The sequence below is a fragment of the Peribacillus suis genome, from assembly GCF_059384845.1.
Map to the genome: position 1 here is coordinate 1,305,991 of NZ_CM182019.1, position 21,490 is coordinate 1,327,480.

Below are 21,490 nucleotides of genomic sequence, written 5' to 3' on the forward strand. Positions count from 1 at the left end.
TATAGAATAATAATTACTAACCTTTTTAATGAAAGGATGAGGTGCCAAATGGCTCAGAAAACTAAACAGGCTAAAATTAATGTTCAAGACCAGCTGAAAAAAGTTGAAGAACAATTTGAAATGTTTCAAATCTTAAATGAAGAGGGAGAAGTCGTGAACGAAGCGGCAATGCCTGACTTAAGTAATGAACAATTACAGGAATTGATGCGCCGTATGGTATATACACGGATATTGGATCAACGTTCTATTTCCCTTAACAGACAAGGAAGATTAGGTTTTTATGCGCCTACCGCAGGGCAGGAGGCCTCTCAGATAGCTTCTCAATTTGCTTTGGAGAAAGAGGACTTCATTCTTCCAGGGTATCGTGATGTTCCACAAATCGTTTGGCATGGCCTGCCACTTTGGCAAGCTTTCTTATTCTCAAGAGGACATTTTAAAGGGAATCAAATACCGGAAGATGTGAATGTCCTTTCACCACAGATCATTATCGGCGCCCAATATATTCAAGCTGCCGGCGTAGCACTTGGTCTTAAGAAGCGTGGTAAAAAAGCTGTCGCGATAACATATACGGGCGATGGAGGAACTTCACAAGGGGATTTCTATGAAGGAATCAACTTTGCCGGAGCATTTAAAGCGCCAGCTATATTCATTGTACAAAATAATAGGTTTGCAATCTCAACACCTGTCGATAAGCAGTCTGCAGCTAAAACATTGGCCCAAAAAGGGGTGGCTGCTGGTATTCCAGGCATTCAGGTAGACGGCATGGACGCATTAGCGGTTTATACTGCAGTGAAAGAAGCACGTGAGCGCGCCATAAATGGAGAAGGCCCAACACTGATTGAAACCTTGACTTACCGTTATGGACCTCACACTATGGCTGGGGATGATCCAACGCGTTACCGGACAACGGATTTGGATAATGAGTGGGAACAAAAGGATCCACTTGTTAGACTTCGTAAGTTCTTGGAAAATAAAGAGCTTTGGAATGAAGAATTAGAGAATGAAACGATAGAGAAAGCAAAAGAAGATATAAAAGAAGCAATCAAAAAGGCTGACGCAGAACCAAAACAAAAAGTGACAGACCTTATTTCAATCATGTTTGAAGAAATGCCTTACAACCTAAAAGAACAATATGAAATTTATAAAGAAAAGGAGTCGAAGTAAGCCATGGCTCAATTGACGATGATTCAAGCAATTACAGATGCATTACGTACAGAACTTAAAAATGATGAGAACGTACTCGTTTTTGGAGAAGATGTCGGCGTTAATGGAGGAGTGTTCCGGGCGACTGAAAATCTTCAAAAAGAGTTCGGTGAAGAACGTGTCTTCGATACACCCCTTGCAGAATCAGGCATCGGTGGATTGACAGTCGGTCTTTCCTTACAAGGTTTCCGTCCTGTTCCTGAATTACAATTCTTTGGATTCATTTATGAAGTAATGGATTCAGTCAGTGGACAGCTTGCTCGTATGCGTTACCGTTCAGGCGGTCGCTACAATGCACCGGTTACCATTCGTTCTCCATTTGGCGGTGGAGTTCATACTCCTGAAATGCATGCGGATAGTCTAGAAGGATTAATGGCTCAGCAACCTGGATTAAAGGTAGTTATTCCTTCCACTCCATACGATGCAAAAGGTTTGTTGATTTCAGCAATTCGCGACAACGATCCTGTCATTTTCCTTGAACACATGAAATTATATCGCTCTTTCCGTCAGGAAGTTCCTGAGGAAGAATATACGATTCCATTAGGAAAAGCAGATGTAAAACGAGAAGGAACGGACTTATCCATTATTACGTATGGTGCGATGGTGCAGGAATCCATCAAGGCTGCGGAAGAATTGGCTAAAGAAGGACATTCGGTAGAAGTGGTCGACCTTCGTACTGTTTCTCCATTGGATATTGATACGATTATTGCCTCTGTTGAAAAAACGGGACGGGCCATTGTCGTTCAAGAAGCCCAAAAACAAGCTGGTGTAGCAGCACATGTTGTAGCAGAAATTAACGAACGTGCTATTTTAAGTCTGGATGCTCCCGTTTTACGAGTGACGGCTGCCGATACAGTTTTCCCATTTTCTCAGGCTGAAACGGTATGGCTTCCAAATTATAAAGATATTATCGAAACAGCGACAAAAGTGTTGAAATTCTAATTACTTTTAATGAGAAGAATGAAAGTAAAGGCTTTGGAGAGTCTTTCTCATTAGTAGAAATACATGACAAAGGGCTTTATTCAAAGCCCTAAGTATGATTTAATATAGGAGGTTGAATTCAGTGGCATTCCAATTTAGACTCCCTGATATCGGAGAAGGTATACACGAAGGTGAAATAGTAAAATGGTTTGTTAAACCAGGAGATACGATTCAAGAAGATGACGTACTTTGTGAAGTTCAGAACGATAAAGCTGTAGTCGAAATTCCATCACCGGTGAAAGGTACCGTTGAAGAAATTCTTGTTCAAGAAGGAACGGTGGCTGTAGTCGGAGATGTACTTGTCACTTTTGATGCTCCTGGGTATGAAGATCTTCAGTTTAAAGGGGATCATGGGGAAGAAGCGAAAGCAGAAGGTGATAAAGATACTGAAGCTCAGGTTCAAGCTACTGCTGAAGGCGGACAGAAAGTCAATAAAGAAGCTGCACCGGTTCAGGAAAATAGTGAAGAAACGGGCGCAGGAGCTCAACCAAAGGCGGGATCTCAGCCACAGGTTGAAGCAGATCCTACACGACGTATCATTGCCATGCCTTCTGTTAGAAAGTATGCACGGGAACAAGGGGTAAATATTCGCGAGATTACTGGCTCAGGAGATAATGGCCGCGTCATGAAAGAAGATATAGATGCTTTCAAAAATGGCACATCCGCTTCAAAAGAACCAGCTCGTCAAAGTGATGATGCTTCACAACAAATAGATTCGGATACGAAAGAAGATAATACGAAAGTGGCAATTCCAGAAGGGCAATACCCTGAAACACGCGAAAAAATGAGCGGCATGAGAAAAGCGATTGCCAAGGCAATGGTTAATTCGAAACAGACGGCTCCTCATGTTACATTAATGGATGAAATTGATGTGACGATGCTAGTTGCCCATCGTAAGAAATTCAAGGATATTGCTGCAGAAAAAGGAATCAAGCTTACATTCCTACCTTATGTTGTTAAAGCCTTAACTAGTGCATTACGTGAATTTCCTATGCTTAATACATCATTTGATGATGAAACAAGTGAGATTATCCATAAACACTATTACAATATCGGAATTGCGGCAGATACAGAAAAAGGTCTGTTAGTTCCAGTTGTAAAAGATGCAGATCGAAAATCAACTTTTGCTATTTCACAAGAAATTAATGAATTAGCTGCGAAAGCTCGTGATGGTAAGTTGGCTTCCAATGAAATGAAAGGCGCTTCTTGCTCCATCACGAATATCGGTTCCGCAGGCGGTCAATGGTTCACACCTGTAATCAATCATCCAGAAGTTGCCATTCTAGGGATTGGACGCATTGCCGAAAAAGCAATTGTTCGCGACGGGGAAATTATCGCCGCTCCAGTTCTGGCATTATCACTTAGCTTTGATCACCGTATTATTGACGGGGCCACTGCTCAGCATGCATTAAATCACATCAAAAAGTTATTGAACGACCCAGAATTATTGTTAATGGAGGCGTAAACAATGGTAGTAGGAGATTTTCCGATCGAAACAGATACATTAGTAATAGGTTCAGGACCTGGGGGGTATGTTGCCGCAATTCGCGCAGCACAGCTTGGACAAAAAGTAACAGTTGTTGAAAAAGGATCAATTGGCGGAGTTTGTTTGAACGTAGGTTGTATCCCTTCAAAAGCGATGATCTCAGCAGGTCACCGTTTCCATAATGCTCAGCATTCAGAAGATATGGGGATCTTTGCGGAAAAGGTTTCTGTTGACTTTTCTAAAGTGCAAGCATGGAAACAATCTGTTGTAAATAAATTGACAGGTGGCGTAAGTAGCCTATTAAAAGGAAATAAAGTTGAGGTCGTGTCAGGAGAAGCTTACTTCGTAGACGAAAATAGCATCCGTGTCATGAATGAAGACTCAGCTCAAACATATACATTTAAAAACGCGATTATCGCAACTGGTTCTACACCAATCGAAATCCCGTCATTTAAATATACTAAACGTGTACTTAATTCTACTGGTGCTCTTGCTTTGGAAGAATTACCAGGTTCAATCGTCGTTATCGGCGGAGGGTACATTGGTACAGAGCTTAGCGGCGCATTAGCAAGCTTTGGAACGAAAGTAACGATCCTTGAAGGTACAGAAGAAATTCTTTCTGCAGGTTTTGAAAAACAAATGGCAGCCCTAGTTAAAAAGAACCTTAAAAACAAAGGTGCTGAAATTGTTACAAAAGCTCTTGCTAAAGGCGTGGAAGAAACTGAAACTGGCGTTACGGTTACTTATGAAGTAAAAGGCGAAGAGAAAAAAGTTGAAGCGGATTATGTGTTAGTGACAGTAGGTCGCCGTCCGAATACATCTGAAATCGGTCTTGAACAAGTCGGCATCAAAATGACGGACAGAGGCTTGATTGAAATTGATAAACAATGTCGTACAAATGTGAAAAACATTTACGCGATTGGTGATATCGTTTCTGGACCTCAATTAGCACATAAAGCTTCATATGAAGGAAAAATCGCAGCGGAAGCTATCGCTGGCGAGTCTTCTGAAATTGACTACCTAGCGATTCCGGCTGTGGCATTCACTGAACCGGAACTTGCTTCTGTAGGTTATAATGAAAAAGACGCGAAAGAAGCAGGAATCGAAGCATTAGCTTCTAAATTCCCGTTCGCTGCAAATGGACGTGCTCTTTCATTGAACAGCACGGACGGTTTTGTGAAGCTTATTACCCGTAAAGAAGACGGATTGGTAATTGGCGCACAAATCGCCGGACCAAACGCTTCTGATATGATTGCAGAACTTGGTTTAGCTATCGAGGCAGGAATGACTGCTGAAGATATCGCGATGACAATTCATGCGCATCCAACTTTAGGGGAAATCACAATGGAAGCTGCTGAAGTAGCCCTTGGAACTCCTATCCATATCATCAAATAATTGTTTTCCCAAAAAGCATACTGCCCTTCCTGGGCAGTGTGCTTTTTTTTCGTTATAAGTTAATGTTACCGATCCGAAATACTTAATGAAATGTGAAGACGGGCATATATTTATAAAGAATATGATCCGTTTTAATAGGGAAAAAGGTTTGAAATTTGTAGAATAGGATAAAAAAATAGCAGGAGCGGTGTGACTTGAGAACAAGTTTGCCGAAATAAAGCAACGGCCAATTGTTCATATAAATGGGGTGGATCACTTGAAAGATTATCTTGTCATCCTTTTTCAACTAATTGTTTGGAGTGGATATACGGTGGTTGAATGGCTGTCAGTCAATGATCGTTTTGTTTTTAAAGTATTCATGTTTTTGGTCTTTTCTTATTTAGCCATTTATATCGGAAAAATGATACTGAAATCCAATAGAAGGACGTTGCTGGTCACCGTTATCAGTTTACTCTGTTATGGTGTATTGCAAATCCTTTTAGAAACATTAGTACCTGTTTATTGAATGAGGTTTACGCCGTACTGCCACTTATACCAATGGAGGAATTATGCTTAACAGACCCTTGTGCATGTTTGCGATGATATCACTTGTATTGATGGGGTGTAATGGAATGGATGTTACCCCTGTACAAAATCAAAAAACCGTCGAAACTTCGAGCAATATCAAAAATGAACAAAAAGAAGTAGAGCTTAGTGAGAAACAGGAGGAACCAATTGAAAAAGGGAAGGCAGAAGAGGAGAAGGTTCAAGTCCAATATCGTTTGAATGAGGCAAATTGGTCATTTGAACCAATTAAAGATGCTGATCCGAAAGTTGTCCTTTTGACATTTGATGATGCACCTGATAAATATTCACTAGACATTGCAAAAACGCTCCATGAGCTTCAAGTGCCAGCTATATTTTTTGTGAATGGCCATTTTATTGAAGATGATGAAAAGAAAAAAATATTGAAGGAAATCCATGATATGGGCTTCCTAATTGGGAACCATACATATTCTCACGTTAACTTGAAGGAACAGACTGATGTGGTTCAAAAAAAAGAAATCGTTAAATTAAATGATTTGGTAGAAGAAATCGTTGGGGAGCGGCCCAAATTCATCCGGGCTCCGTTCGGGACGAATACCGAATATTCCAAAGGAATTGCGAAACAAGAAAAAATGTTGGTTATGAACTGGACCTATGGCTATGATTGGGAAAAAGAGTATCAAAATGATAAGGCTTTAACGAATATCATGTTAAATAGTCCATATTTATCGAATGGAGCGAACTTATTGATGCATGATCGGAAATGGACGCATGACGCGATTGAAGATATCGTAAATGGTTTTCAAAAGAAAGGCTACACATTCCTTGATCCCGGATTAATAGAAACCCCTGCATAAAGTATCTATTAATCATTCGAAATCTGTCTCATTGATTATTACTTTGCGATTAAAAAGGCACTCGGGAAATATTCCGAATGCCTTTTATGATGAACAACCAGTTCACCGGACTTTGCTTTTATAGAATCTTATTCGCTTGTCTATAGCTGTCAATCATTGCACATATTATCACAATAGGGGCAAGAATGAACCCTATGGAAACGAACGCAAGTAAGCAAGACACTAAATATGCCAAAGCAAAAAATATACCTCTTTTAAATAGCTTTCTGTCTCTTGATGCCCATTCCCAACTAGGATGTAAGCTTAAGAATAGATGCCCAGCACCAGGAACCCAAAAAGATATTATGAGTGTGATTAGTTTCTTCAAACCATTTCCTCCTAATAATACAAATAATACATCCATCAACATTAAGTTAATTCACTTGATAGGTCAATAATCATGACTCATTATTATTGTAACCAAAAGAAAAAAGCATTCAAGGAGAATGCTTTTGGTTCCTTTTTCGAATAATCTACCCGTTTTGATAAGTTGAGATTCGAAATAATGCTCATAAATTATTATTTCAGAAGTATAACCATCCATTAAATAATGATTCTTTCACGTACCTTACCAAAGAAGAAATGATTGGAAATTGTGACTATTTTAGACTTATCCTTAATATAGATGTCTATATCCTTATACGAATGCCTTAAGTGGTGTTCATTACTTTCTGGGATAATAATACATGATTCGTTTATTAAAGAGGTGGAGTTGGCCTTGCAATTTTTTTGCGAGGAATTTACATAATTCATTAGCTTTGCCTTTATCCCCGAATGTAGCTGTTTCAGGAAGAGTGAATTGGATATATGATTGAATCCGTTCCATGCCGTCCTCATCTTGAATGATTTCTTGGTCGACCCCAATTAATATCATATGATAACGGTCGACATTGGACTGTAAATAAATCATGTTCCCCTTCATTTCATCCGGCTCTTTCATATCATAAGGAAAGGCTTTTTTATCATAGTCCCAATCCAGTTGCTTTCCTGTTTTTGAGGTGACCATTTGGTAATAGGTGAGTAATTCCTTCACGTCCTCAATCGTGACATTGGTTTTCACAGACTCCGGGACTAGTTTGATATAGGCATTTTCAATCATTATTCAGCCTCCTTTTCCCTGTTTTCTTTATAATAGATTAACATTAAATGGATATTTTATATACCTATCTATATGTAACTGTAATTGGGATAATTCCTTCCTCACATTCTCAAACCAGATACATGTTTATGGTAAAAAATGTAATAATAGGTTGACAAACAGCTTTTTTTATTTGTAAAATTTAAACAATTAATACTCTTCCAGGAGTGAGATGAATATGACTATACATGGTATCGATTCAATTGTAGTTGCTACAAAAAAAGGGGCTGTATCGCTTTATTTAAAGTGATGCAGCCCCTTTACTATGTTAAAGGGGTGTAGGGCATGATTCTTACTGGTGAGGATTTAACGGTAAATCTATCAAAAAAGGTCATATTTGAGAAGGAAAAGGTCACCCTCTCCCAAAATGCTCTGGAAAATGTTTTGAATAGCAGGAAAGCAGTCGAAAAAATTGTCTTGGATAAACGCATAATATACGGGATTACGACTGGGTTTGGGAAATTCAGTGATGTATTTATCGATACCGAAGATGTAAAACAACTACAATATAACCTCATCCAATCTCATGCCTGTGGAGTAGGAAGCCCATTTCCCGAAAGTGTTTCCAGAGCTATGCTACTACTTCGGGCAAATGCTCTGGCTAAAGGCTTTTCAGGCGTGAGACTTGAAGTCATCTCTACTTTATTGGCCCTTTTACATGCAGAGATACATCCGGTTATCCCACAGCAGGGATCTCTTGGTGCAAGTGGGGATTTAGCTCCACTTTCACATTTAGCGCTTGCATTAGTGGGGGAGGGAGAGGTCTTTTATAAAGGAGAGATTGTGAATGCTTCCGTGGCCATGAAACTGGAAAGCATTTCACCAATCGAGTTGGAAGCCAAAGAAGGGCTCGCACTAATCAATGGTACGCAGGCCATGACGGCGATGGGGGTGGTGGCCTTTCTGGAAGCGGAAAAAATCGGATGGTTGTCTGAAGCGATTGCCGCGATGACTGTCGAAGCATTAAATGGGATTATAGACACGTTTGATGAAAGGATTCACCTAGCAAGAGGATACCCGGAACAGATCGCTGTTGCCAAGAGAATGAGGAAGTGGCTCGAAGGAAGCAGGCTTACTTCCAGGCAAGGGGAAGTTCGGGTGCAAGATGCATACTCGCTCCGGTGCATCCCCCAGGTCCTAGGGGCCTCCTGGCAGGTATTCGGATATGTAAAAGAAAAATTGCAAATTGAAATGAATGCAGCCACCGATAATCCGCTGATTTTTGATGAAGGTGACCATGTAATATCCGGGGGGAACTTTCATGGACAGCCGATTGCCTTTGCCATGGATTTCTTAAAGTTAGGGGTTGCGGAAGTTGCAAGCATATCGGAAAGAAGGATTGAGCGGCTCGTTAATCCCCAATTGAATGATCTCCCTCCCTTTTTAAGTGCCAGACCTGGACTGGAGTCAGGTGCGATGATCATGCAATATTGTGCAGCATCACTCGTCTCGGAAAACAAGACGCTAGCTCATCCTGCGAGTGTCGATTCCATTCCCTCATCAGCTAATCAAGAGGACCATGTGAGCATGGGGACCATCGCTGCTAGACATGCTTATGCAATAATCCAGAATACATGGAGGGTCTTGGCGATTGAATGCATTACGGCGATGCAAGGCGTTGAATATAGGGGTACAGAATATATGAGTCCGAAGACTTTTCAATTTTATGAAAAGGCCAGGGAAATTGTACCGACCATTAAGTCTGACCGAATGTTTTCCACTGATATTGAAGCCTGTACCACGTGGTTGAAAACGTATGACTTTACGGAATGGATGCATGACTTTTAGATAAGGGGTGAAAAACATGGGAGCTAAGGAACAAAGGGAAATTGTGAACTACAAAGGCTCTACTCTTCATGCGAAGGGATGGATTCAAGAAGCGGCGATAAGGATGCTGATGAACAATCTTGACCCTCAAGTAGCTGAAAATCCAGAAGAACTGGTTGTATACGGAGGGATAGGCAAAGCAGCTCGAAATTGGGAAAGCTATGACAAAATCATGAAAACGCTACATGAATTGGAGACGGATGAAACCTTATTGGTTCAATCAGGGAAACCTGTGGCCGTTTTCAGAACACACCCGGATGCGCCTCGAGTTTTGTTAGCTAATTCCAACCTCGTGCCGGCCTGGGCCAATTGGGATCACTTTCATGAACTCGATAAAAAAGGATTGATGATGTATGGACAAATGACTGCTGGCAGCTGGATTTATATTGGTAGCCAAGGAATCATTCAGGGGACGTATGAAACATTCTCGGAGCTTGCCAGGCAACATTTCCAAGGGTCATTAAAACATACCATCACCTTGACTTCCGGCCTTGGTGGAATGGGAGGAGCGCAGCCGTTAGCGGTTACCATGAATCAGGGGGTCTGTCTCGCCATTGAAGTGGATGAAACCAAAATCGACCGGAGAATAAAAAATGGTTACCTCGATCGTAAAACATCCGATATGGATGAGGCGATTGCCATTGTGAAAAAAGCAAGGCAGGCGGGTGAACCTTTATCCATCGGTCTGCTTGGAAATGCAGCAGATATTTTGCCACTTCTGATTGAACGTGGATTCATCCCTGACGTATTGACGGACCAAACATCCGCCCATGACCCGTTACATGGCTATATCCCTTCAGGAATGACGGTAGCACAAGCCAGACGTTTTCGACAAGATAATCCGAAGGCATATGTTGTTGCCTCTAAACAAACGATAGCCAGCCATGTTAGATCCATGTTGAGTATGCAGGAAAAGGGGGCCATCACCTTTGATTATGGAAACAACATTCGTCAGATGGCAAAAGATGAAGGCGTGGATCAGGCATTTAGTTTTCCAGGCTTTGTTCCGGCTTATATTCGTCCGCTTTTTTGCGAAGGGAAGGGCCCATTCAGGTGGGCTGCCTTATCGGGAGATCCCGAGGATATTTATAAAATTGATGCAGTCTTGCTCGAAGAATTCAAAGAAAACCAGAATCTATGCAATTGGATAAAACTGGCGCAGGAGAAAATTCCCTTTCAAGGCCTTCCAGCCCGAATTTGTTGGCTTGGATATGGAGACAGGGCCAGGCTCGGGAAAATGATTAATGACCTGGTCAAAGCTGGGGAATTGAAAGCGCCGATTGTGATAGGAAGGGATCATTTGGATGCAGGTTCTGTTGCTTCGCCTAACCGTGAAACAGAAGCGATGATGGATGGCAGTGATGCCGTTTCCGACTGGCCAATCTTAAATGCATTAATCAATGCTGTTGGCGGGGCAAGTTGGGTCTCGGTTCATCATGGAGGCGGTGTCGGTATGGGCTATTCGATTCATGCTGGCATGGTGATAGTGGCGGACGGTACGAAGGAAGCGGAAGCAAGGCTTGAGCGGGTACTTACATCAGATCCTGGAATGGGTGTGGTGCGCCATGCTGATGCCGGTTACGAACTGGCGATTATGACAGCCAAGGAAAAGGGAATTCATATGCCGATGTTGGGAGAGAAGTAGATGAGTAGACCCATTTTCATAAAAAACGCGGCCCAATTGATCACACTCGACGGAAAGATGAAAGCCCCCAGGATTAAGGCAGAAATGTCAGACTTGCAAATCATCGAAAATGGAAGCGTCTGGCTCGAAGCCGGAATCGTTCAAGCGGTAGGTAGAACGAGTGATTTACTGGAAAAGTACACGCCTCGTCTAGCTCAAGCCGAGACCCTAGATGCAACGGGCAAGTTGGTTACGCCTGGTTTGGTAGATCCACATACCCATTTAGTATTTGCCGGAAGCAGGGAAAAGGAGTTTAATCAACGCCTGGAAGGTGCCACTTACATGGATATCATGAATCATGGCGGGGGCATATATGCGACGACCGAGGCTGTGAAAAAAGCGAGTCACACCCAGTTGCTTGAAGAGAGCTTGGAACGCATGAACGGATTTCTTCTACAAGGGGTGACGACAGTCGAGGCGAAAAGTGGCTATGGCTTGGATTGGAACACGGAGAGAAAACAGCTTGAAGTGGCAAAGTTACTTCATGAACAACATCCAATTGATGTTGTTTCAACCTTTATGGGTGCCCATGCCGTCCCCCTACATTTTAAAGAAAACCCTGAAGTTTTTGTTGATTTAATCATTAATGAAATGATCCCTGCAGTTGCACAAGCTAAATTGGCGGAGTTTAACGATGTATTTTGCGAAGAAGGCGTATTCACCCCTGAACAGGCAAAGAAAATCTTGGAGGCCGGAAAGAAATTCGGACTGAAGGCTAAAATTCATGCGGATGAAATCGAGCCGTATGAAGGAGCGGAGCTTGCGGCTGAATTAGGGGCCATTTCAGCAGATCATTTGCTAGAAGCATCGATTACGGGGATGAAGAAGATGGCAAAAGCGGGGGTGGTTGGTGTTTTACTACCGGGAACAGCCTATTTCTTAATGAAAAAATTCGCCGATGCCAGAAAGATGATTGATCTAGGTGTACCGGTCGCCCTTTCCACGGATTGTAATCCGGGTTCTTCGCCGACGGTATCTCTACCTTTCATGATGAATCTTGCTTGTATGAAGATGGGGATGAGTCCTGCTGAAGCGATAACGGCCGTCACAATCAATGCAGCCCATGCCATTGATCGTGCTGAGGAAATCGGGAGCATCGAAGTCGGCAAAAAGGCGGACATCACGATTTTTGACGTAGATCACTTTGCGAAACTTCAGTATTTTTATGGAGTCAATCACACACATACCGTCATAAAAAAAGGAAGAGTCGTTGTGAAAGGGGGAGCGCTTGTTGAGTGACGTTCATCTTCAACCGGCAACTTTTACTTGGAGGAAGGAAGCATTCCCGGCAGCCCACCCAGCAAAGGTCCACCAGTGGATTCGGACAATTGATGAGCAGAGAATGGCAGGAGATATGGATGAACCGGATTGTGTCTTTTTTGGGGCCCCACTATCCAGGTCATCCATCAGCCCATCGGGAGCATCGGAGTTCCCTGATTATTTTCGTCGTTCATGGAAAGGCTTTTCTACCTATAACATGGATTATGATGTGGATTTCTCTGGGATGCAGGTATGGGATTTAGGTGATGCACCCATGCATGGAACGGATATCAGCCTTTGTCATCAGTCGATTAGGGAGACATCCGCTGCTGTTCACGATATGTACCGGAATTCCTTGATTGGTGGAATTGGCGGTGATCATTCTACAACAGCCATGCTGGTGAAAGGAATGAAGCAAATCTATCCTGATAGTAAAATAGGTATCCTGCAATTCGATACGCATCTTGATTTGCGGGATCCTTCAGAAAACGGTCCTACTAATGGTACACCCATGCGTCAGTTGATTGAAGCGGGCATTGTCGAGGGAAAGCATATCCATAATATTGGCTTGCATGGGTTTTATAACACCAGGGATTTAATTGACTATGCAAAGAAGAAAGGAGTCAGGTATGTCCCTTTACGATTAGTCAGGAAGCAAGGTATTGAACAGGTGATAAAAGAGGCATTAGCTCATTTAAATGATCAAGTGGATATGATTTACGTGACGATTGATATGGATGTTCTCGACATGGCGTTTGCTCCTGGTGTTCCAGCAGCGACTACTGGTGGGATGCATCCAGGGGAATTGCTGGAAGCTGTATTTCTTGCCGGAAGCCATGACAAGGTGAGGGCTTTTGATATCGTATGTTTGGACCCGCTCAGGGATACGCTGAACCAGGCAACGGTACAGATTGGTACTTCTGTTTTTCTGACGATGATATGCGGTCTACAAATCAGGGGGGAATAGCAACGCTAATCAGGACTTGTTTTCCTGAAGCCAATGAAAACAATGGGGAATTTCTAATATTGGAATTTATGAAATAACGAATTGGAAAAATCTATATATGACATACTTTATAGCTTGAAATATTAAATGTGCTATATTATAATGGAATAAAGCGGTTACATTAATCGTTTCATGCATACAATATAGAGGAAGGGGTTGTAAAAATGGGAACTATCGTTTGTCAAACTTGCAACAGCACGATTGATCATTTTGAAGATGAAAAAGTAAGTGTACTTTATACACATAATCACAACTGCCACAGCTGTGATACAGCTGCCTCTAAGGAATAGGACATACAACATTGACTGATAATAGATTTTGAGGGTGTTCCAGAAAATATAACCTGGACGCCCTTTTTCCATGAGGGAAGACCCAATTAAGGAACGATTATGATTGTAAACGACGAGTAAAAACCAGAGCGTATGTCTGATTGCTCTGGTTTTTACCGTTTCTTTAATGTTTAATGATCCGTAAGTATTTAATTTCTGGATCCTCAGGACCTTGGACGGGAAGGCCCACCTCGATATTTTTCTGGATATAGGCAATGTTGTCCTCGGTGATCAGTTCACCCGGTATGAAAATCGGGATCCCAGGGGGATAGACCATAATAAATTCTGCACTGATCTTTCCTACGGATTCCTCGATAGGCACCACCTCGGTTTCCGCATAGAAGGCCTCTCTTGGCGATAGGGCAAGTGGCGGAGTATCGGGAAGCAGGACTTCGATTCTTCCATGATCGGCAGCCCACTCCTTAAATTCTTCCGATAAGTCTTTAAGGGCATTGATTAATATATCCACTTCCGTTATGGAATCCCCTGGGGTGATCAAACAAAGGATATTATATAAATCAGAGAGCTCCACCTCGATATTATGTTTCTCACGCAACCACTTCTCCACGTCATATCCGGTAATGTCCAATTCTTTAATAGAAATGATTAATTTTGTCGGATCATAACTAAAGGCAGCCTTACTCGCCAATATTTCTTTCCCTACACAATATAAATAAGGAATTTCATTGATTGCGTTCCTTGCATATTCCGCAAGCCTTATTGCACCATCGATCATTTCCCTTCCGTTCGTTGCTAGTTGCCTTCTGGCTGTATCAAGTGATGCAAGAAGGATATAGGATGTCGAGGTCGTTGTGAGCATGCTTAAAATTGCCTGGACCCGATTTGCGGAAACCAGTCCGTCCTTTACATTTAAAACGGAACTGCCCGTCATCGAACCTCCAAGTTTATGAACACTCGTAGCTGCCATATCGGCTCCAGCTTGCATGGCGGATAGTGGCAGTTCTTCATGAAAATGAATATGGACCCCATGTGCTTCGTCAACGAGCACCGGCATATGGTAAGTATGTGCCAACTCCACTATACTCTGCAAGTCTGCCGAAATGCCGAAGTAAGTCGGGTTGATTACCAAAAGTCCTTTGGCATCGCTGTGTTCCTTTAGTGTTTTTTCAACGGCTTCTATAGTTATTCCATGGGAGATTCCCAGGTCTTTATCGATTTCAGGATTAATGAAAATGGGAACGGCACCGGAAAATACGATGGCTGACATAACGGATTTATGTACGTTCCTCGGAACGATGATTTTATCTCCGGGTCCGCAGACCGACATGACCATCGTCATGATTGCACCGCTTGTTCCTTGTACCGAAAAGAATGTATGGTCAGCCCCGAAAGCCTCAGCTGCTAGGTCTTGAGCTTTTTTGATTATTCCTTTTGGCTGATGGAGGTCATCAAGTGGGGAAATATTGATCAAATCTATCGATAAGGCATTTTCCCCGATGAAATCACGAAAATCGGGATCCATCCCTTTCCCCTTTTTATGACCTGGAATATGGAATTGAACAGGATTCTTTTTTGAGTGCTGTAACAAAGCAGTATATAAGGGTGTTTCATTCTGTGACAAATTCTTGTAGCCCCTTTTCAATATAATATATAAAAATACTCCATTTACTGCAGTATATTATTCTGCGTGTCAGCCTCTATTAAATCGGGCTGCGAATTATGGGTAGACATAAAACAAAAGAATTATAGCATGTCTAACAATAAATGCCTAGTTATACTTTTAAACCCTAAAATAGCAAGCTAAGGCGAAAGAATCTATGAAACTAGGCAAATGAAATGTATTAGCGATTGTTGAATGAACTTCCTGATATAGGTGAGTTTATGATTTGAATAAATAAACAGTATTTGCCATAATGATTCGTGTAGAGTATTAAAGAATGGACAAGGGGGAAGATGTTCTTGAAATGGAAAACTCGCGTGACTGATTTATTGGGGATACAGTATCCAATTGTGCAAGGGGGATTGGCACACCTTGCCTATGCGGAATTGGCTGCAGCGGTTTCGAATGCTGGGGGTTTGGGACAGGTAACGGCCATGTCGTTGAATGACCCGGATCAATTGGTTCAGGAAATCCGAAAGACAAAAGCTATGACGGATAAGCCTTTTGGCGTCAATTTCGCCATTGGTCAGCATGGCAGGCCCTATGAACATATGCTTGAGGCAGCGATGAAAGAAGGAATTGCCATTGTCTCGGTAACTGGTGGCAACCCTGCTCCATTTCTAGAATTTCTTAAAGATACGCCTGTAAAGAAGCTTGTGCTAGTTGCCGCAAAGAGGCAGGCCGTCAAAGCCGAACAATTGGGTGCGGATGCTGTGATGGTGGTCGGGCAGGAAGGCGGAGGTCATTTAGGAAGGGATGATATCGGTACATCCGTATTGATACCGCAAGTGGTTGACTCCGTGCGCATTCCCGTAATCGCTTCAGGTGGATTCGGGGATGGACGTGGGTTAATGGCTGCATTGGCCCTTGGAGCCGAAGGTATCGAGATGGGTACAAGATTCATTGCTGTCGAGGAATGCGTCCATGCCCATGAATTATATAAAAATGCCTTGGTTTCCGGAACAGAAAATGATACCGTTGTCATTAAGCGTTCAATTGGTGCTCCTGCCCGCGTCATTTCTAATAGCTGGACGGATAAGATTCTTGAAATTGAAAAAGAAAACGGTGGATACGAGCAATTGAAGGATTACATAAGCGGAGAAGCAAACCAAAGGTATATTCATGATGGAATCGAGGACGAAGGCTACGCTTGGGCAGGACAGGTCATGGGGATGATCCATGATGTACCAACGACGGCCCAGCTATTCAAACGTATCATCAGTGAGGCGGAGGCCATTCGCTCAAAGTGGGCTGAGTGAGAAAGTTACCCATTCAACAGGATTTAACTAGAAGGAGTGAATAAGTATGGATTATCAATATCCTATGGATCTTGATTGGTCAACGGAAGAAATCGTCGACGTCATTAAATTTTTTGAAGCAGTCGAGAAAGCTTATGAAAGTAAAATTGAAAAAGAAGCATTCATGAATGCCTATCGCCGTTTTAAGGTGATTGTCCCAGGTAAGGCGGATGAAAAGAGGTATACGGACGAATTCGAATCGGCCAGCACGTATTCTGCCTATCATGTTATTAAGAAAGCGAAAGCACTTGCAGATGGTGATTGGATTAAAATGAAATAAAATTTTCAATTGTTAGAAAACTTTATTGACTTCCTGCAAATTATGTTTTAACATAATAAACAAGAAAAGATAAAGGCAGTGACGAAGAATAGTACCTTAATATTGTTCTGTAGAGAGCCAGTGGTTGCTGAAAACTGGTGAACAAGTTTAAGCGAATGGACTTCCGAGCCCCAAACCGAAACGGATGACGGAGTAGGCTTTGGCGATTATCTCATCGTTAATGGAGACAGGCATGTAATGTTTTTTGTGCCGTAAAGTGAGCTATTATAGCTAATTAAGGTGGTACCACGGGTTCCTCGTCCTTTGGATGAGGGGCTTTTTTGCGTTTTTTTTAAAAAGGATAATTAAATCTTTGATTAAGAGTAGTAATCTTTCTTTAGCATCGTCACAGAGAGCCGGATCAGCTGAAAACCGGTACGAAGTAGGAAGATGAATGGACTTATGAGTGGTTTCTTGAAATGAAGTAGGGAAACCCGGTTGCCTCCGTTAAAGGGTGTGCAGGATTATATCCTGCTGTAAGAGGGAAAAAGAGTGATTTTTCCAACTTGAGGTGGCACCGCGGTATTCCGTCCTCTGCAAGCACAATATTTGTGTTTGCAGGGGATTTTTTTATATGTTCCATTTCTGACGATGTTATGACGAAGGATTAAAAAGATAAGCTCCACCTCCTATTCTGACGGCGGGAGAAAAAATAAACGTATAACGTAATTGACATAAAGGGAGGGATTGTTCATGAATTCTTTGAATGAGAAAAAGAAACTTCATTTTAAAATGGAAACAATAGAAGGGGATATTCACACACCAATCTCCATATTTCGCAAATTAAATGATAAGAAAAAATTTCTGCTCGAAAGCTCAAATTCACATCATGATAATGGTCGCTATTCCTATCTAGGGTCCAATCCTTATTTGGAGGTCACTTCATTAGCCAATCAAGTTCACGTCAAGGATTCTGTATCCGGGGAAGAGGAAGTGAAGGAAGCGAACATCATCGAGTTCCTGAAGGATCAACTGTTGGTTGAACTTGAGGGTATCCCGGTGAATATTCCCCCATTTAATGGGGGTGCAGTCGGGTACCTGGGGTATGATGTTATTCGTTTATTTGAAAAGATTGGTGATGTACCCCCTGATCCACTTCAGATGCCAGATGCCCATTTTCTATTTTTTAAGGAATTGTACATATTCGACCATGTCCTGCAAAAGATTCATCTTTTGACTGCCGAAGACGATGGAAAAAAAAGTTTAGCGGATATGAAGGAGAAAATCAATCAACCGAGTAAACCGTCACAAGAATTATCGTCGGAATTTTTGGAATTCGATTCGAACTTCAGTCAGGTGGAGTTCGAGAAAATGGTGCTTGAAGCGAAGGAAGCGATTGTAGCGGGTGAAGTGTTCCAAATCGTGTTATCACAAAGGTTCCAGGCTGACTTTGATGGAGAGCCGTTCGATGCATATCGACGACTTCGCTTAGCCAATCCATCACCATACATGTTCTATATTGAGTTTGGAGAATACACCGTTCTGGGTTCTTCGCCGGAAAGCTTAATCAGTGTTTCAGCCGGTATGGTGCATGTGAATCCCATCGCGGGTACACGACCTAGGGGAAAAACGGTTGAGGAAGATAAGGGGTTAGAAAAAAGCTTACTGATGGACGAGAAGGAATTGGCTGAACATAGGATGCTTGTAGACTTGGGAAGAAACGATCTCGGGCGGGTTTGTGAAATTGGTTCGATTCATCTTACGGAAGAAATGGAAATTCAGAGATATCAGCATGTGATGCATATTGCCTCCAAGATTAGCGGCAAGCTTAGGGAGGAATTTACGAGTTTAGATGCTTTAACGGTCTGTCAGCCTGCTGGGACTGTATCTGGTGCCCCAAAAATCAGGGCCATGGAATTGATCAATGGACTTGAAAACTGTAAGCGAGGCGTCTATTCAGGATCAATTGGATTTATTGGTTTCGGAGGTGACCTGGATATGGCCCTTGCCATACGGACGATGATTATCAAGGAGGGGCATGCCTACGTACAGGCCGGAGCGGGAATTGTATATGACTCGGATCCGAAAACCGAATATGAGGAAACACAGAATAAAGCTCGGGCGTTGATGGAGGTAAATAAAAAATGATTTTGTTGCTTGATAACTATGATTCATTTACTTACAACTTGTATCAATATTTAGGAGAAGTCGAGAAAGATTTGATTGTGAAAAGGAATGATGAAATCACCATTGCTGAAATTGAGGACATGAACCCAATGGCAATCATCATCTCCCCAGGTCCAGGACGACCTGAAGATGCGGGAATGAGTATGGAAATCATTCGTTCCTTTTATAAGAAGCTTCCTATCTTGGGAATCTGTCTTGGTCATCAGGCGATTGGCGCAACTTTTGGTGCGAAAGTGGTTGGAGCACAAGTAATCATGCATGGAAAGACATCGGTTATTGAGCATGATGGGACGGGGGTTTTTGTTAATCAGGAACATCGATTCCCAGTGATGCGTTACCATTCCCTGGTAGTTGAGAGGGAAAGCGTGCCTCCTGAGTTACTAGTTACGGCGAATGCGTTGGACGATGGAGAGATCATGGCATTGAAACACCGGGATTATCCGCTGTATGGTCTCCAATTTCACCCTGAATCAATTGGAACAAAGATTGGCAAAGAACTGTTACATGAATTTTATAAGATTGCGGATGCATATCAATTAGAGAAGGAACAATCCATTTTATAATTTTAAAACGAGTGGGGGAGTCAGTTGTGAAGGAGTATTTAGTGAAGTTAGCAGAGCGTCAAACATTGACGGAAGATGAGATGAGTAGAGCAGCCCAAGCGTTATTTTCTACAGATATTACAGAAAGCGAGATGGCGGCTTTTCTTATAGCATTAAAAGCAAAAGGAGAAACGGCGGGAGAAATCGCCAGTCTGGTCAGGGTCATGCGGAAAAAAGCAAGAAGTGTACATTCGACTAGTTTAAACGTGATGGATAATTGCGGGACAGGTGGAGATGGCTCACAAAGCTTCAACATCAGTACCACTTCTGCATTTGTTCTGGCCGGTGCCGGAGTAAAGGTTGCCAAACATGGAAATCGTAGCATTTCGAGTAAGACGGGAAGTGCGGATGTTTTGGAAGAGCTAGGGGTCAATTTATACCTTGAACCTGGAATGGTGAAAGAACTGCTGGAGGAAAACGGCATCACTTTCTTGTTTGCGCCGTCACTCCATCCAAACAGCGCCCGGATTATGAAAGTGAGAAAAGAATTGAAGATCCCAACTGTCTTTAATTATTTAGGTCCATTAACAAATCCAGTGCAACTCGAAACGCAACTATTGGGAATTAACCGTCGGGATATGCTTGAGCTATTTGCCGAGGTGCTCCACAAATTAGGCAGAAAACGTGCGGTTGTCATCCATGGAGCAGGTTCTATGGATGAAGCAAGTCTACAGGGAGAAAATTCTCTCGTCCTTTTGGAAGAAGGGGACATCATCCCCTTTACCCTGAATCCGGAAGAAGTGGATTTGCCCATCTACGGAAATGAGGAAATTCGTGGAGGAGACGCTAAGGAAAATGCTGATATTATGCTACGTGTCTTAAAAGGAGAGAAAGGGGCTTACCGGGATACCGTTTTGTTGAACGCAGGGCTGGGATTATTCGCCCATGGAACGGCGCCCACAATTAAAAAGGGCATTTCTCTGGCCAAAGATAGTCTGGACAGCGGTTCAGCTCTTGCGAAATTAGAAAATTTAATTGCCTATGGCAACCGTAATAAGGTGGTAATGTAAATGGAAAATATTTTAACGAAAATCATCGAAAGGAAAAAAGTGGAGGTTGCCCATTATAAAGAAGGAAGCGGCTTTCCACAGTCGGAGGCGGTCCGTTCAACAAGGCCATCGCTAGTGGAATCTTTGAAAACAGCCGCCTCCATTTCGGTTATAGCAGAAATAAAACGTGCTTCTCCGTCAAAGGGTACGATAAACATGGATGTTGACCCCATCAATCAAGCCCTATCTTATGAAAAAGGGGGAGCTGCTGCCATATCCGTTTTGACGGACGAGTCTTTCTTTAAAGGAACGATCGATGATTTACGAAACGTGAGCCAACTTGTCAAAATCCCTAGACTCTGTAAGGACTTCATCATTGATGAAATCCAGATTGACCGGGCCTACCATGCAGGTGCGACCATTATTCTTTTAATTGTGGCAGCTCTTTCGAAAGAGCGCCTACATGAGTTGTATCAATATGCAAAAAGTAAAGGGCTCGAAGTATTAACTGAAGTCCATGATGAATCAGAGCTAAAACAGGCGGTGGACCTCGGAGCAGAATTGATTGGGATCAACAATAGAAATTTAAAAACATTCGAAGTGGACCTGGCTGTAACGGAACGGCTTGCGAAACTGCTTGATCCGAACATTCATATGATTATCAGTGAAAGTGGAATCAAAACGAAAGCAGATGTCCTGCGTGTGAAAAAAGCGGGTGCCAGGGGGATTTTAGTGGGTGAAACCTTGATGACTTCCACCAACCTTTCGGATACGATGAATGAACTTCAAGTGAACTTTTAAGAG

The 21,490-nt window shown here is 42.4% G+C and carries 20 protein-coding genes and 2 other annotated features; of the genes, 18 read left to right on the forward strand and 2 right to left on the reverse strand.

From position 1 onward, the window contains the following. The first annotated feature begins 48 nt into the window (after nt 1-48). From pdhA to AC503W_RS06525, 7 genes are all read left to right on the forward strand, one after another. Nucleotides 49-1,164 (forward strand): pyruvate dehydrogenase (acetyl-transferring) E1 component subunit alpha, encoded by a 1,116-nt coding sequence (pdhA, locus tag AC503W_RS06495; protein WP_402956135.1) that lies wholly within the window; start codon nt 49-51, stop codon nt 1,162-1,164. A 3-nt stretch (nt 1,165-1,167) separates the two neighbouring features. Next, nucleotides 1,168-2,145 (forward strand): alpha-ketoacid dehydrogenase subunit beta, encoded by a 978-nt coding sequence (locus AC503W_RS06500; protein WP_402956137.1) that lies wholly within the window; start codon nt 1,168-1,170, stop codon nt 2,143-2,145. Nucleotides 2,146-2,266: 121 nt separating this feature from the next. Continuing rightward, nucleotides 2,267-3,649, forward strand: a complete 1,383-nt coding sequence (locus AC503W_RS06505; RefSeq protein WP_494916471.1) for a dihydrolipoamide acetyltransferase family protein — start codon at nt 2,267-2,269, stop codon at nt 3,647-3,649. A 3-nt stretch (nt 3,650-3,652) separates the two neighbouring features. Continuing rightward, nucleotides 3,653-5,065 carry a dihydrolipoyl dehydrogenase gene (gene lpdA / locus AC503W_RS06510; RefSeq protein WP_402987728.1) on the forward strand — a complete coding sequence of 471 codons (1,413 nt, stop codon included), beginning with the start codon at nt 3,653-3,655 and terminating at the stop codon, nt 5,063-5,065. Between the two features lie 247 nt (nt 5,066-5,312). Further along, complete coding sequence (locus tag AC503W_RS06515; RefSeq protein ID WP_402868055.1) at nt 5,313-5,570, forward strand: hypothetical protein; 258 nt, start codon at nt 5,313-5,315, stop codon at nt 5,568-5,570. 43 nt (nt 5,571-5,613) lie between these two features. Continuing rightward, complete coding sequence (locus tag AC503W_RS06520; protein WP_494916472.1) at nt 5,614-6,447, forward strand: polysaccharide deacetylase family protein; 834 nt, start codon at nt 5,614-5,616, stop codon at nt 6,445-6,447. A 194-nt stretch (nt 6,448-6,641) separates the two neighbouring features. Beyond that, nucleotides 6,642-6,884 (forward strand): hypothetical protein, encoded by a 243-nt coding sequence (locus AC503W_RS06525; RefSeq protein ID WP_402868059.1) that lies wholly within the window; start codon nt 6,642-6,644, stop codon nt 6,882-6,884. Nucleotides 6,885-7,150: 266 nt separating this feature from the next. Here AC503W_RS06525 and AC503W_RS06530 read toward each other — a convergent pair whose 3' ends face one another. After that, on the reverse strand, nt 7,151-7,585 hold the full coding sequence (locus AC503W_RS06530; protein ID WP_402956145.1) for a DUF1885 family protein: 435 nt from the start codon (nt 7,583-7,585) through the stop codon (nt 7,151-7,153). A gap of 324 nt (nt 7,586-7,909) precedes the next feature. Between AC503W_RS06530 and hutH the strand changes: the two genes are divergently transcribed. The 5 genes from hutH to AC503W_RS06555 all read left to right on the forward strand — a co-directional run bounded on the left by hutH (nt 7,910) and on the right by AC503W_RS06555 (nt 13,691). Continuing rightward, nucleotides 7,910-9,412 (forward strand): histidine ammonia-lyase, encoded by a 1,503-nt coding sequence (gene hutH, locus AC503W_RS06535; protein ID WP_402956147.1) that lies wholly within the window; start codon nt 7,910-7,912, stop codon nt 9,410-9,412. 16 nt (nt 9,413-9,428) lie between these two features. Then, on the forward strand, nt 9,429-11,096 hold the full coding sequence (gene hutU, locus AC503W_RS06540) for a urocanate hydratase (RefSeq protein ID WP_402868065.1): 1,668 nt from the start codon (nt 9,429-9,431) through the stop codon (nt 11,094-11,096). After that, on the forward strand, nt 11,097-12,374 hold the full coding sequence (gene hutI / locus AC503W_RS06545) for an imidazolonepropionase (protein WP_427686493.1): 1,278 nt from the start codon (nt 11,097-11,099) through the stop codon (nt 12,372-12,374). Then, nucleotides 12,367-13,362: an agmatinase family protein gene (locus AC503W_RS06550; protein ID WP_427686491.1), complete on the forward strand. Its 996-nt coding sequence runs from the start codon at nt 12,367-12,369 to the stop codon at nt 13,360-13,362. Before hutI ends, AC503W_RS06550 begins: the two co-directional genes overlap by 8 nt. A 203-nt stretch (nt 13,363-13,565) precedes the next feature. Further along, complete coding sequence (locus AC503W_RS06555) at nt 13,566-13,691, forward strand: GapA-binding peptide SR1P (protein WP_402868072.1); 126 nt, start codon at nt 13,566-13,568, stop codon at nt 13,689-13,691. A gap of 163 nt (nt 13,692-13,854) precedes the next feature. Here AC503W_RS06555 and AC503W_RS06560 read toward each other — a convergent pair whose 3' ends face one another. Next, nucleotides 13,855-15,312: an aminotransferase class I/II-fold pyridoxal phosphate-dependent enzyme gene (locus AC503W_RS06560; protein WP_494916476.1), complete on the reverse strand. Its 1,458-nt coding sequence runs from the start codon at nt 15,310-15,312 to the stop codon at nt 13,855-13,857. A gap of 338 nt (nt 15,313-15,650) precedes the next feature. Here AC503W_RS06560 and AC503W_RS06565 point away from each other — a divergent pair, with 338 nt between their 5' ends. From AC503W_RS06565 to trpC, 6 genes are all read left to right on the forward strand, one after another. Continuing rightward, nucleotides 15,651-16,610 carry an NAD(P)H-dependent flavin oxidoreductase gene (locus AC503W_RS06565; RefSeq protein ID WP_402956155.1) on the forward strand — a complete coding sequence of 320 codons (960 nt, stop codon included), beginning with the start codon at nt 15,651-15,653 and terminating at the stop codon, nt 16,608-16,610. A gap of 46 nt (nt 16,611-16,656) precedes the next feature. Beyond that, nucleotides 16,657-16,929 carry a UPF0223 family protein gene (locus AC503W_RS06570; RefSeq protein ID WP_402868078.1) on the forward strand — a complete coding sequence of 91 codons (273 nt, stop codon included), beginning with the start codon at nt 16,657-16,659 and terminating at the stop codon, nt 16,927-16,929. Between the two features lie 69 nt (nt 16,930-16,998). After that, nucleotides 16,999-17,236: a binding site (T-box leader), on the forward strand. A 36-nt stretch (nt 17,237-17,272) separates the two neighbouring features. Beyond that, nucleotides 17,273-17,506, forward strand: a binding site (T-box leader). A 155-nt stretch (nt 17,507-17,661) separates the two neighbouring features. Beyond that, nucleotides 17,662-19,056: an anthranilate synthase component I gene (gene trpE / locus AC503W_RS06575; protein ID WP_402868080.1), complete on the forward strand. Its 1,395-nt coding sequence runs from the start codon at nt 17,662-17,664 to the stop codon at nt 19,054-19,056. Beyond that, nucleotides 19,053-19,658, forward strand: coding sequence for an anthranilate synthase component II (locus AC503W_RS06580; protein ID WP_402987749.1), 606 nt, complete (start codon nt 19,053-19,055; stop codon nt 19,656-19,658). The genes trpE and AC503W_RS06580 overlap by 4 nt, the downstream gene beginning before the upstream one ends. Nucleotides 19,659-19,684: 26 nt before the next feature. After that, nucleotides 19,685-20,707, forward strand: a complete 1,023-nt coding sequence (trpD, locus tag AC503W_RS06585) for an anthranilate phosphoribosyltransferase (protein ID WP_402868083.1) — start codon at nt 19,685-19,687, stop codon at nt 20,705-20,707. Then, on the forward strand, nt 20,708-21,487 hold the full coding sequence (trpC, locus tag AC503W_RS06590; protein WP_402868085.1) for an indole-3-glycerol phosphate synthase TrpC: 780 nt from the start codon (nt 20,708-20,710) through the stop codon (nt 21,485-21,487). Nucleotides 21,488-21,490 lie beyond the last annotated feature (3 nt).